Raw genomic sequence first — 12,059 nt, forward strand, 5'->3', positions numbered from 1 at the left:
AGGTCTTCATCAGTTCCACGGCCAGGGGCGAGCCGATCATCGCGCCGCCGCCGAAGCCCATGATGGCCATGCCGGTCGCCATGCCGCGGCGGTCGGGGAACCACTTGATGAGGGTCGAGACCGGCGAGATGTAGCCGAGACCGAGGCCGATGCCGCCGATCACGCCCGAGCCCAGCCACATCAGCCAGAGCTGGTGGAGGTAGATGCCGAGTGCCGAGATCACCATGCCGCCGCACCAGCAGACGGCCGAGACGAGGCCGGCCTTGCGCGGACCCGCCCGCTCTAGCCAGCCGCCCCAGATCGCCGCAGCGCCGCCGAGCACCACGAAGAAGAGCGTGTACATCCACAGAAGGTCCGACACGCGCCAGTCGCACGTTGTCGTGAAGAGGGCCGTCATCAGGGTCATGCCCTCGCAGGCGACCGGCTGCGCGACGCCGATGGCGCGCGACAGCGGCAGCCAGAAGACCGAGAATCCGTAGGCCATGCCGATGCATAGATGGATCGCGAGCGCGCAGGGCGGGATCAGCCAGCGGTTGAAACCGGCCTTGGCCACCGTGTTCTCGCGGTCCAGGAACCCAACGCCCGGCGGGCGCGCGACATCGGCTGCAGAACTCATCGATCCTCCCCATGCAGGTGCGGGCGCGGCCTCCCAGCCGTTCGCCCGTCGTTGCAAAGGGTTGCGCCCAATTTAGAACGCGTCAAATGTTGTTGGAACGATCAATGATAGACGAACTCGATCACAAGGGCTCGTGAGGGTCGCCGCCGTCGTCCCGCAGCGCCGCCACGCGCCGCCGGAAATCGGCGGAGCGCACGCAGGACAGGACCGCGCGGCTCTGTGCCGACATCGGATGGCGGTCGAGCACCACGAGCCCGACGGCCTGGGGCGGCGACGGGTCGTCGAAGGGAAGAATGCGGATCGCGGGATCGCGCTCGGCCGTGCCCGCATGGCTGTGCGGCAGGATCGAGGACAGGTCGCCCATGCGCACCATCGACAGGAGGGCGGTGTAGGAATTGGTGGTTGCGCGCGGCTGCACATCCATGCCGATACTCGCCATCTGCGCGTCGAGGATGCGACGGTTCTGCATGTCGCGCGTCAGGAGGCAGAGGGGTGCGGCGGCCGCCTCCGCCCAGGAGATCGCCGACCGCCCGGCGAAAGGGCCGTCGGCCGGCGTCGCGAAGCGGTAGCGCTCCTCGTAGAAGGTCCAGGTGATGACGCCGCCGAGCGGCTCGTTCTCGAGATAGGTGACGCCGCCGTCGATGTCATGGGCGTGGAGCGCGCGCTCGATCTCGCGCGAGGTCATCGACAGGATGACGAGCTGCAGGTCGGGATGATCGGCGGCCAGCACCGGCGCGATCGCGCCGACCGCGGGCATCGCGGCAGGGATGACGCCGAGCCGCAGCCGCCCGGTCAGGCCGATGCCGGGCTTGCCGGCCGCGCGCAGCATGCCGTCGCAGTCGGCCAGCATCTGCTGTGCCCAGGGAAGGGCGGCCTCGCCCTCGGCCGTCAGCCCGACGAAGCGACGGTCGCGGCGCACGAGCTCGACGCCGAGCGCGGTCTCGAGCGAGGCGATGCCGGCGGACAGCGTCGGCTGCGTCACGCCGCAGCTTTCCGCCGCGCGCCGGAAATGTCCGAGGCGGGCCAGCGTCACGAAATAGCGGAGATGGCGTATCTGCATCGAGGCCTTTCGCGCCCGGTCGGGAAAACCATGCGGTCGCGGGGCAGGGGAATCGCGTGCCTGCCGCAAGGCGCCAAGGTGCCGCGACAGCCGCCGCCGATCCAGTCCCCTTCGCGTGACCTGCCTGAAACCGCTGCCGACGTCATTCCCCGGCGGAATGACGTCATGTGCTAACATCGCTTGAGAAACGCCTCCGCCGGAGCCAAGAGTGGGGAATTGCAAACGGCACGCGAGCCCGCCGCGACGCCGTGCGCCGGACCCGGAAAGGATCAGATTGTGAGCGACGCCGCTTTCGTCACGCCCGACCACATCCGCACCCGCTTTTCCCGGACCATGTCGGAGATGTACCGCGCCGAGGTGCCGCAGTACGGCACGCTGATGGAGCTCGTCGCGGACGTCAACGCGGCGACGCTGGTCGCCGACCCGGCGCTGAAGGCCGATCTCGAGCGGACCGACGATCTCGAGCGCATCGATCTGGAGCGCCACGGCGCGATCCGCCTCGGCACGGCCGAGGAGCTTTCCACGATGCGCCGGCTGTTCGCGGTCATGGGCATGGAGCCGGTCGGCTACTACGACCTGTCGGTCGCGGGCGTGCCGGTCCATTCCACCGCGTTCCGCCCGGTCCGCGAGGAGAACCTCGCCCGCAATCCGTTCCGCGTCTTCACCTCGCTGCTGCGGCTCGAACTCATCGAGGACGAGGCCCTTCGGGAGGAGGCGGCCGCGATCCTGTCGCGCCGGCGCATCTTCACGCCGGGCGCGCTGGCGCTGATCGAGCGCTTCGAGACGGCGGGCGGGCTCACGAACGGCGAGGCCGAGGATTTCGTGCGCGAGGCGGTCGAGACCTTCCGCTGGCACCGCGAGGCGACGGTGGACGAGGGCACCTACCAGCGCCTGTCCAAGGTGCACCGGCTGATCGCCGACGTCGTCTGTTTCCGAGGCCCGCACATCAACCACCTGACGCCGCGCACGCTGGACATCGACGCCGTGCAGGCCGCCATGCCCGCGCGCAGCATCGCGGCCAAGGACGTGATCGAGGGCCCGCCGACGCGCCGCTGCCCGATCCTCCTGCGCCAGACGAGCTTCAAGGCGCTGGAGGAGCCGATCCTCTTTCGCGGCGCGGACGGCGCGCAGGCCGGCACCCATACGGCCCGCTTCGGCGAGATCGAGCAGCGCGGGCTGGCGTTGACGCGCAAGGGCCGCGCGCTCTACGACGAGCTTCTGGCGCGCGTTCGCGACGCGGGCGGGCAGGGCAATGCGGGCGCCGACTACGCCGCGCGCCTCGCCGCGGTCTTTGCGGACTTCCCGGACGATCACGAGACGCTGCGCCGCGAGGAGCTCGGCTACTACCGCTATGTTCCGACGGACAAGAGCGGCGGAGGGGCGCCGACGGCGCTCGACAGCCTGTCGCTCGAGGCGCTGATCGCGAGCGGCGATGTCGAGGCCTACCCAATCGTCTACGAGGACTTCCTGCCGGTTTCGGCGGCGGGCATCTTTCAGTCGAACCTCGGCGGGCAGGAACAGCGCAGCTACGCGGGCCACGCGAGCCGGGGCGCCTTCGTGGAAGCCCTCGGGGCCAAGGTCCGCGACGAATTCGAGGTCTACGAGGAGGCGCAGGCGCGCTCGATCGAGGCGGTGCGCGAGGCGCTGCGCCGCACCCGTCGGCCCGACGCGGCCTGATCTATGAAGAACGACCCACGCAGTCACGGCCTCTGGGAGGCCTCCGCCCCGCCGGCGCCGGCGACGCATGCGCTGGCGGACGAGCGGGTGGTCGACGTCGCGGTGATCGGCGGCGGCTTCACCGGCTGTTCGGCGGCGCTCCATCTGGCTGAGGGCGGGGCGAGCGTCGCGGTGCTCGAGGCCGAGGAGATCGGCTTCGGCGGCTCGGGCCGCAATGTCGGCCTCGTCAATGCCGGCATGTGGGTGATGCCGGACGACCTGCCCGGCGAACTCGGGGACGTGCACGGCGAGCGGCTGCTGCAGCTTCTCGGCGAGGCCCCGCGCGTCGTGTTCGAGCTCGTCGAGCGGCATGCCATCCCCTGCGAGGCCGAACGGCAGGGCACGCTGCACTGCGCGGTCGGGCCGAAGGGCCTCGACGAGGTGCGGGAGCGCGAGCGCCAGTGGAAGGCGCGGGGTGCGCCGGTGCGCCTCCTCGATGCCGCCGAGACCGCGGCCAAGGTCGGCACCACGGCCTATGCCGGCGCGCTTCTCGACGAACGCGCCGGCACGATCCAGCCGCTCGCCTATGTCCGGGGCCTTGCGCGCGCGGCGATCGCGGCGGGCGCCGACATCTTCACCGCGAGCCCCGTGGTCTCGGCCACCGACGAGGGGGCGCTATGGCGCCTCGCGACGCCGAACGGCGCGGTGCGCGCCAAGTCCGTCGTGGTGGCGACCGACGCCTATGCCAAGGGCGTCTTTCCGGAGATCCGCGGCGAGCAGGTGCATCTGCCCTATTTCAACATGGCGACACCGCCGCTCGGCGACAATGTGCGGCACTCGATCCTGCCCGAGCGCCAAGGCGCCTGGGACACGAGGGAGATCCTCTCCTCGTTCCGCTTCGACCAGGCAAGCCGGCTCGTGTTCGGCTCGGTCGGCGCCCTTCGCGGCGGCGGTCAGGCGGTGCACCGGGACTGGGGACGCCGGGCGCTGGCGCGGCTCTTCCCGCAGATCGCGGGCGTCGACTTCGAATACCGGTGGTACGGCCAGATCGGCATGACCGGGAACAGCCTGCCGCGCTTCCACCGGCTGGGGCGCGACGTCGTCGCCTTCAGCGGCTACAACGGGCGCGGCATCGCGCCGGGCACCGTGTTCGGCCGCTGCCTCGCCCGGCTTCTTCTCGGCGAGATCGGCGAGGCCGACCTGCCGCTGCCCGTCACCGACCCTTTGCCCGCACCACGGCGCACCCTGCGCGAGGCCTATTACGAGGTCGGCGCGCAGGTCGCCCATCTGGCCGGCGCGCGGCTCTGATCCGCACCCCGACGCTTCTTCCTGAGGACACGACCGTCATGCTCGACACGCCCACCTCCCTCGCCGCCGAGGCGCAGTCCCTCCTGTCCTCGCTCGGCGTCGCCGAGACCGCGTTCCGCGGCGGCTCCCGCGAGGTCGTCTCGCCGGTCGACGGCGCGGTCCTCGCCTCCGTTCCGCTGGCCGATCCGGCGGCTGCAGGCGCTGCGATCGGGCGCGCGCACGAGGCGTTTCTCAAGTGGCGCGAGGTTCCCGCCCCGCGGCGCGGCGAACTCGTCCGGCTGCTCGGCGAGGAACTGCGCGCCCACAAGGACGCGCTCGGCCGCCTCGTCAGCCTGGAAGTCGGCAAGGCGCCGTCCGAGGGCCTCGGCGAAGTGCAGGAGATGATCGACATCTGCGACTTAGCCGTCGGCCTGTCGCGCCAGCTCTACGGCCTCGTGATCCCGTCCGAGCGTGCCGACCACAAGCTCACCGAGCAATGGCACCCGATCGGCGTCGTCGGCGTCATCTCGGCCTTCAACTTCCCCGTGGCGGTCTGGTCCTGGAACGCGGCGCTCGCCTTCGTCTGCGGCGACGCCGTAGTCTGGAAGCCGTCGGAGAAGGCGCCGCTCACCGCGCTCGCCACGCAGGCGATCTTCGAGCGCGCCGCCGCCCGATTCGGCGACGCGCCCGCGAACCTGTCGACGCTTCTGATCGGCGACGCCAAGGCCGGCGAGGCGCTGGTCGACGACGTGCGCGTGCCGGTCGTCTCGGCCACCGGCTCGACCCGCATGGGCCGTGCGGTCGGCGAGCGACTCGCCCGCCGCTTCGCCCGCGCGATCCTCGAGCTCGGCGGCAACAACGCCTCGATCGTCACGCCGTCCGCCGATCTCGACCTGACGCTGCGCGCCGTCGCCTTCGGCGCCATGGGCACGGCCGGCCAGCGCTGCACCACGATGCGGCGTCTCATCGTCCACGAGAGCGTCTACGACACGCTGGTCCCCAAGCTCGCCAAGGTCTACGGCTCGATCTCGGTCGGCAATCCGCTGACCTCGGACGCGCTCGTCGGCCCCCTGATCGACCGCGCCGCCTTCGAGGCGATGGGCCGGGCGCTGGAGAGCGCGAAGGCCGCCGGCGGCACGGTGCACGGCGGCGAGCGCGTCGACGTCAACGGCGATGCCTCCTTCTACGTGCGGCCCGCGCTGGTCGAGATGCCCGAGCAGACCGGGCCGGTGGTCGAGGAGACCTTCGCCCCGATCCTCTATGTCCTGAAGTACCGCGACCTCGCGCAGGCCATCGCGCTGCAGAACGGCGTGCCGCAGGGCCTGTCGTCGTCGATCTTCGGCACCGACATGCGCGAGGTCGAGCGCTACCTTTCGGCCGCGGGCTCCGACTGCGGCATCGCCAACGTCAACATGGGCACCTCGGGGGCCGAGATCGGCGGCGCCTTCGGCGGCGAGAAGGAGACCGGCGGCGGGCGCGAGAGCGGCTCGGACGCCTGGAAGGCCTACATGCGCCGCCAGACCAACGCCATCAACTACGGCCGCTCCCTGCCGCTCGCGCAAGGCGTCAAGTTCGACGTCGACGGGGGCTCGGCGGACGCATGAGCGCGCTCGCGAAGACCGACGTCGCAGGCTTCGAGCCCGCCGCCCGCATCGCCTCGATCGGCGTCTCGGAGATCCTGAAGATCACGGCCAAGGCCGGCGCGCTGAAGCGCGCCGGACGGCCGATGATCATCCTCGGGGCGGGCGAGCCGGACTTCGACACGCCCGACCACGTCAAGGAGGCGGCGATCCGGGCGATCCGCGACGGCGCCACGAAGTATACCGCGCTCGACGGCTCGCCCGAGCTGAAGGACGCCGTGCGGCAAAAGTTCGAGCGCGAGAACGGGCTCGTCTTCGCGCCGGACGAGGTGACCTGCGGGGCCGGCGCCAAGCAGATCCTCTACAACGCCTTCATGGCGACGCTCGACCCCGGCGACGAGGTGGTGATCCCCACCCCCTACTGGACGAGCTACAGCGATATCGTGGGTATCGCGGGCGGAACGCCGGTGCTCGTGCCGTGCGGGATCGAGGCGGGCTTCCGGTTGAGCCCCGAACAGCTCGAGGCGGCCATTACCTCGCGCACCCGCTGGCTGCTCCTCAACTCGCCCTCCAACCCGTCGGGCGCGGCCTACTCGGCCGAGGACCTCGAAGCGCTCGCCGGCGTCCTGCGCCGCCATCCCCATGTCTGGGCGATGTCGGACGATATGTACGAGCACATCCTCTACGACGGCCGGGCGTTCGCGACGCTGGCCGCTGTCGCGCCGGACCTGCGGGACCGCACGCTCACCGTCAACGGCGTGTCGAAGGCCTACGCGATGACCGGCTGGCGCATCGGCTACGGCGGCGGCCCCGCCGCGCTGATCCGGGCGATGGCGGTGGTGCAGAGCCAGGCGACGTCCTGCCCCTCGTCGGTCAGCCAGGCGGCGGCGGTCGCGGCGCTGAACGGGCCGCAGGACATCGTCGCCGAGCGCTGCGCCGCGTTCCAGCGGCGGCGCGATCTCGTGGTCGCCGGGCTGAACGCCATCCCCGGCATCCGGTGCCCGACACCAGAGGGCGCGTTCTACACGTTCGCTTCCTGCGCGGGGCTTCTCGGCGCGACGACGCCGGACGGGCGGACGATCCGCACCGACCGGGACGTCGCCGACTATCTCCTCGAAGCCGACGTCGCGGTCGTTCCCGGCGCCTGCTTCGGCCTCGAGCCGTTCTTCCGCATCTCCTACGCCACCTCGGAAGACGAGCTGACGACGGCGCTGGGGCGGATCACGGCGGCCTGCGCCCGGCTCCGGCACGCCTGACGGGGTGGTCCGCAAGCGCTGGCGCGGGAGTGTCGCCGCCTGTCCCATTCCGCTATGGAATGGCGGGATGCAGACCCCGCGCCGCTTCCTTCCGTCCATCGGCCTTCTCAGCGCCTTCGAGGCGGCGGCGCGCACCGGCAGTTTCACTGCGGCGGCCGGCGAGCTGAACCTCACGCAGAGCGCCGTCAGCCGGCAGATCAAGGCGCTGGAGGAGCAGCTCGACGTCGAATTGTTCCTGCGCGAGCGCCAGACGGTGCGTCTGACGCCGGCGGGCGAAGCCTATGCGCGCGACATCCGCGACGCGCTGCGGCGGATCTCGACGGCCTCGCTCAACATCCGCGCCAACCCCTTCGGCGGCACGCTGAACCTGGCGATCCTGCCGACCTTCGGCACGCGCTGGCTGGCGCCCCGGCTGCCGGACTTCCTGGCGCTCCATCCCGGCATCACGATGAATCTCGCGACGCGGCTCGTCGAGTTCGACTTCCGGCTCGACACGATGGACGCGGCGATCCACTTCGGCGTGCCGAACTGGCCGGGCACCCGCCACCTCCAGCTTCTGGCCGAGGACGTCGTGCCGATGGGCAGCCCCGATTTCGCCGCGGCCCATCCGGTCGGCGGCGATCCGGCGGCGCTGCGTGCGCTGCCGCTCCTCCACATCACCTCGCGTCCCGACGCCTGGGAGACGTGGTTCGCCGCGCACGGGGTCGTGCCCGACGGCGTGACGGGCATGCTCTTCGACCAGTTCGCCACGATCGCGCAGGCCGCGATGGCAGGGCTCGGCGTCGCGCTCCTGCCGAGCTTCCTCGTCGCCAAGGAGATCGAGCGCGGCGAGCTCGTGCCGATCATCGACCGCCCGATGCGCTCGCGCGAGGAGTATCACCTCGTCTGGCCGAAGGAGCGCGACCGCTTTCCACCGCTCGTCGCCTTCCGGCAATGGCTGTCCGCCGTCACCGGGCGGGACGGCGGCGCCTGATCGTGGCCCCCGTGGCGCCGCCGCTCACGCCGGCGCGCGCTGGCGGGACAGGAAGCGCTCCATGTCCCGTTCGCCCGGCGCGTGCCCGGTGAAGATGCGGACATAGTTCGGGATCCGGTCGAGCCGGACCGCGAGGTCCTCGGTCGTCTGCATCGAGATGTAGCCGATCTGCACGAGATAGGTCGTGCGCGCACGCACGTCGGCCTCGCCCGGATCGAAGCCGAAGCGCTGGAACATGCGGTCGAGCGCCTCGAGGCGTAGCCGGTCGGCCTCGCGGACCTCATGGAGGATCGGGGGCGACTGCAGCGCCCAGCTTCGGATCGCGAACTCGAACTGCGGATCGAAGAGCGCGGGCTGCAGCCAGCAGTCGAAGACGTTCAGCATCGCCTCGACGATGGTCTCGGCATAGCGCTCGGTCTGCCCGACGAGATGGCCGGTATTCGTCTCGCGCCAGCGAGCGACCAGCGCCTCGAGGATCGCGGCCCGGTCCTTGAAGAACCAGTAGAAGCTCGTCCGGGAAATCTTCAGCCGTTCGGCGAGCGACTGGATGCGCACCCCTTCGACGCCGCCCTCCAGGAGCGCTTCGTAGGCCGCTTCCAGCCAGATCTCCGGCGACGCGCGCCATCCCGTGTCCGCGGCCGGTGCCTCTCGCATGGCTCGAACCTTACCACCGCACCTCCGCACGGGCAACGAGCCCTGACGGGTCCGAACAGATGATATGCACCGATGTTGGGAAAATTGACAGTGACGTACATTTCTTCGTAGCGTCGCCGCGTGCCGACGAAGGGGACCCCCGCCATGACCGCCGACCCGCTCCTCCAGCCCTTCCAGCTGAAGCACCTGACGCTGCGCAACCGCATCCTCGTGACCTCCCACGAGCCGGCCTATGCGGAGGAGGGCATGCCGAAGGCGGCTTACCGCGCCTACCATGCGGAGCGGGCGCGGGGCGGCGTCGCGCTGACGATGACGGCCGGTTCGGCGTCCGTGGCAAGGGACTCCCCGCCCGTCTTCAACAACATCCTCGCCTACAGGGACGAGGTCGTGCCCTGGGTGCGCGAGCTGTCCGACGCGGTGCACGCGGAGGGCGCCGCCGTGATGATCCAGCTCACCCATCTCGGCCGGCGCACGCGCTGGGACAAGGGCGACTGGCTCCCCGTGGTCGCTCCCTCGCACAAGCGCGAGGCATCCCACCGCGCCTTCCCCAAGCGCCTCGAGGACTGGGACATCGAGCGCATCGTGCGGGACTATGCGGATGCCGCCGAGCGGATGAAGGCCGGCGGCATGGACGGGATCGAGCTCGAGGCCTACGGCCATTTGATCGACCAGTTCTATTCGCCTCTCACCAACGATCTCGACGCCCCCTATGGCGGCTCGCTCGAGAATCGCCTCCGCTTCGGCTTCGACGTCCTCCGCGCGATCCGCGAGCGCGTCGGCCCGGAGTTCATCGTCGGCGTGCGCTACAGCGGCGAGGAGGGGCTGGCGGGCGGCACGACGCGGGAGGAGGGGATGGATATTTCCCGCCGCCTGAAGGAGTCCGGCCTCGTCGACTTCCTCAACGTCGTGCGCGGCCATATCGACACCGATGCCGGGCTGACCGACCTCATCCCGATCCAGGGCATGGCGAGCGCGCCCCATCTCGATCTGGCCGGCGAGATCCGCGCCGAAACGCGCTTCCCGACCTTTCACGCGGCCCGCATCTCCGACGTCGCGACGGCTCGCCACGCCATCGCCAGCGGCAAGGTCGACATGATCGGCCTAACGCGCGCCCACCTCACCGACCCGCATATCGTGCGCAAGATCATCGAGAAGCGCGAGGACGAGATCCGCCCCTGCGTCGGCGCGAACTACTGCCTCGACCGCATCTATCAGGGCGGCGCCGCCTACTGCATCCACAACGCGGCGACGGGCCGCGAGCTGACCATGCCGCACGAGATCGAGAAAGCTCCCGTGCGCCGGAAGGCCGTGGTGATCGGCGCCGGGCCGGGCGGGCTGGAGGCGGCGCGCGTTCTGGCCGAGCGCGGCCACGCCGTCGTGGTGTTCGAGGCCGCCGACAAGCCGGGCGGTCAGATCCGCCTGACCGCGCAGAGCGCAAGGCGCCGCGAGATGATCGGCATCATCGACTGGCGCATGGCGGCGTGCGAGCGGATGGGCGTCGTCTTTCGCTTCAACACCTTCGCCGACGCCGAGACGGTGATCGCCGAGGAGCCCGACGTCGTCGTGGTCGCCGCCGGCGGCCTGCCGCATACGGAGGTCCTGTCACGCGGCAACGAGCTCGTCGTCTCGGCCTGGGACATCATCTCCGGCGACGTGAAGCCGGGGTCCGATGTCCTCGTCTACGACGACGCGGGCGATCATGCCGGGCTTCAGGCCGCCGAGGTCGTCGCCCGGGCCGGGGCCAAGGTCGAGGTGATGACCCCGGACCGCTCTTTCGCGCCTGAGGTCATGGCGATGAACCTTGTGCCCTACATGCGCTCGCTCCAGACGCTCGACGCGACCTTCACGGTCACCTACCGGCTGGAGGCCGTGGAGCGCGACGGGAACCGCCTCCTGGCGCACCTCGGCAGCGACTACGGCGGCGTCGCGAAGACGGCGAGTTTCGACCAGATCGTCGTCAACCACGGCACGATCCCGCTCGACGACGTGTATTTCGAACTGAAGCCGCGATCCTCGAACGGCGGCGAGGTGTCCTACGACGCCCTGATCGAGGGCCTGCCCCAGACCGTCACGCGGAACCCCGCAGGGACCTTCCAGCTCTTCCGGATCGGCGACGCGGTCTCCGCCCGCAACACGCACGCCGCGATCTACGACGCACTGCGTCTCGCCAAGGACCTCTGAGGCGCCTCCGGTCCGCGCCTTCTAGGCCCCGAGCGGTCCCGTCCATTCGACGCGGACCGCTTATGGGCGGCGGGGACGATGCGCATGGCGTGGCGAGACGCCGGAACGATAACCCGGTCGCCACCTGGCACCGGGCAGAACGAACTAAAATGGACTGGAAGAAACATCGCCACCGACGTCAGACCCCGGATGGAGGGAAGCAACACGTTCGTCGCGGCCGGACCGGAGGAGGGGGTCGAATGGTGGGCACGACTGGGATTGAACCAGTGACCCCTGCAATGTCAATGCAGTGCTCTCCCGCTGAGCTACGCGCCCATTCGATGAAGCGGCTTACACCACAGGAGGCGTGGGGCGGTCAAGACCGTTTGCGCCTCTTGTGGTGATGGAACCGCAAAAAAATCAGGCGGCGTCCTGGAGCATCTTTCCGACCTCCTCCACCAGCTCGCGCAGGTGGAAGGGCTTGGACAGGATCTTGGCGTCCTTGGGGGCCTTGGAGTCCGGGTTCAGCGCGACCGCGGCAAAGCCCGTGATGAACATGACCTTGAGGTCGGGGTCGAGCTCGGTGGCGCGGCGCGCCAGCTCGATGCCGTCCATCTCGGGCATCACGATATCGGTCAGGAGCAGCGAGAACGGCTCCTCGCGAAGGCGCTCGTAGGCGCTGCCGCCATTGTCGTAGGCGGTCACCTCGTAGCCGGCCTTTTCCAAAGCCTTGGCCAGAAAGCGGCGCATGTCGTTGTCGTCTTCGGCCAGAAGGATCTTGTACATCTCGTAACCTGAATGTCGCGGCGGGTGCCGG

10 protein-coding genes and 1 tRNA gene are annotated in these 12,059 nt (G+C 70.2%); 6 read left to right on the plus strand and 5 right to left on the minus strand.

From position 1 onward, the window contains the following. On the minus strand, positions 1 to 616 hold a 616-nt coding region (locus tag QZ753_RS07980; protein WP_294642593.1), incomplete at its 3' end, for an MFS transporter. Positions 617 to 737: 121 nt separating this feature from the next. After that, positions 738 to 1,676, minus strand: coding sequence for a LysR family transcriptional regulator (locus tag QZ753_RS07985; RefSeq protein WP_294642595.1), 939 nt, complete (start codon positions 1,674 to 1,676; stop codon positions 738 to 740). A 276-nt stretch (positions 1,677 to 1,952) separates the two neighbouring features. On the opposite strand from QZ753_RS07985, the gene QZ753_RS07990 reads away from it, so the two are divergent. The 5 genes from QZ753_RS07990 to QZ753_RS08010 all read left to right on the plus strand — a co-directional run bounded on the left by QZ753_RS07990 (position 1,953) and on the right by QZ753_RS08010 (position 8,428). Next, positions 1,953 to 3,353: a VOC family protein gene (locus QZ753_RS07990; protein ID WP_367171500.1), complete on the plus strand. Its 1,401-nt coding sequence runs from the start codon at positions 1,953 to 1,955 to the stop codon at positions 3,351 to 3,353. Between the two features lie 3 nt (positions 3,354 to 3,356). Further along, positions 3,357 to 4,640 carry an FAD-binding oxidoreductase gene (locus tag QZ753_RS07995; protein ID WP_294642597.1) on the plus strand — a complete coding sequence of 428 codons (1,284 nt, stop codon included), beginning with the start codon at positions 3,357 to 3,359 and terminating at the stop codon, positions 4,638 to 4,640. Between the two features lie 38 nt (positions 4,641 to 4,678). Further along, the gene (locus QZ753_RS08000) at positions 4,679 to 6,223 is read left to right on the plus strand and encodes an aldehyde dehydrogenase family protein (RefSeq protein ID WP_294642599.1); all 1,545 of its coding nucleotides are present in this window, start codon (positions 4,679 to 4,681) and stop codon (positions 6,221 to 6,223) included. Further along, positions 6,220 to 7,455 carry a pyridoxal phosphate-dependent aminotransferase gene (locus QZ753_RS08005; protein WP_294642601.1) on the plus strand — a complete coding sequence of 412 codons (1,236 nt, stop codon included), beginning with the start codon at positions 6,220 to 6,222 and terminating at the stop codon, positions 7,453 to 7,455. Before QZ753_RS08000 ends, QZ753_RS08005 begins: the two co-directional genes overlap by 4 nt. Before the next feature lie 67 nt (positions 7,456 to 7,522). Continuing rightward, positions 7,523 to 8,428, plus strand: a complete 906-nt coding sequence (locus QZ753_RS08010) for a LysR family transcriptional regulator (RefSeq protein ID WP_294642602.1) — start codon at positions 7,523 to 7,525, stop codon at positions 8,426 to 8,428. A gap of 24 nt (positions 8,429 to 8,452) precedes the next feature. Here QZ753_RS08010 and QZ753_RS08015 read toward each other — a convergent pair whose 3' ends face one another. Next, positions 8,453 to 9,082, minus strand: a complete 630-nt coding sequence (locus tag QZ753_RS08015; protein WP_294642604.1) for a TetR/AcrR family transcriptional regulator — start codon at positions 9,080 to 9,082, stop codon at positions 8,453 to 8,455. A gap of 144 nt (positions 9,083 to 9,226) precedes the next feature. Between QZ753_RS08015 and QZ753_RS08020 the strand changes: the two genes are divergently transcribed. Further along, on the plus strand, positions 9,227 to 11,263 hold the full coding sequence (locus QZ753_RS08020; RefSeq protein ID WP_294642607.1) for an NADH:flavin oxidoreductase: 2,037 nt from the start codon (positions 9,227 to 9,229) through the stop codon (positions 11,261 to 11,263). Between the two features lie 240 nt (positions 11,264 to 11,503). On the opposite strand, the gene QZ753_RS08025 is transcribed toward QZ753_RS08020, so the two are convergent. Next, positions 11,504 to 11,578 (minus strand) — tRNA-Val (locus QZ753_RS08025). An 84-nt stretch (positions 11,579 to 11,662) separates the two neighbouring features. Continuing rightward, positions 11,663 to 12,028 carry a cell cycle two-component system response regulator CpdR gene (gene cpdR, locus QZ753_RS08030; RefSeq protein WP_019996719.1) on the minus strand — a complete coding sequence of 122 codons (366 nt, stop codon included), beginning with the start codon at positions 12,026 to 12,028 and terminating at the stop codon, positions 11,663 to 11,665. Positions 12,029 to 12,059 lie beyond the last annotated feature (31 nt).

Origin of the sequence: uncultured Aureimonas sp., assembly GCF_913775355.1 — a bacterium.
Classification (GTDB): Bacteria; Pseudomonadota; Alphaproteobacteria; order Rhizobiales; family Rhizobiaceae; genus Aureimonas.

Excerpts from the sequence above, each read along its gene's own strand:
- QZ753_RS08005 (WP_294642601.1), top strand. The coding sequence starts at position 6,220 with ATGAGCGCGCTCGCGAAGACCGACGTCGCAGGCTTCGAGCCCGCCGCC.
- QZ753_RS07985 (WP_294642595.1), bottom strand. The coding sequence starts at position 1,676 with ATGCAGATACGCCATCTCCGCTATTTCGTGACGCTGGCCCGCCTCGGA.
- cpdR (WP_019996719.1), bottom strand. The coding sequence starts at position 12,028 with ATGTACAAGATCCTTCTGGCCGAAGACGACAACGACATGCGCCGCTTT.
- QZ753_RS08015 (WP_294642604.1), bottom strand. The coding sequence starts at position 9,082 with ATGCGAGAGGCACCGGCCGCGGACACGGGATGGCGCGCGTCGCCGGAG.
- QZ753_RS08020 (WP_294642607.1), top strand. The coding sequence starts at position 9,227 with ATGACCGCCGACCCGCTCCTCCAGCCCTTCCAGCTGAAGCACCTGACG.
- QZ753_RS08000 (WP_294642599.1), top strand. The coding sequence starts at position 4,679 with ATGCTCGACACGCCCACCTCCCTCGCCGCCGAGGCGCAGTCCCTCCTG.
- QZ753_RS08010 (WP_294642602.1), top strand. The coding sequence starts at position 7,523 with ATGCAGACCCCGCGCCGCTTCCTTCCGTCCATCGGCCTTCTCAGCGCC.
- QZ753_RS07995 (WP_294642597.1), top strand. The coding sequence starts at position 3,357 with ATGAAGAACGACCCACGCAGTCACGGCCTCTGGGAGGCCTCCGCCCCG.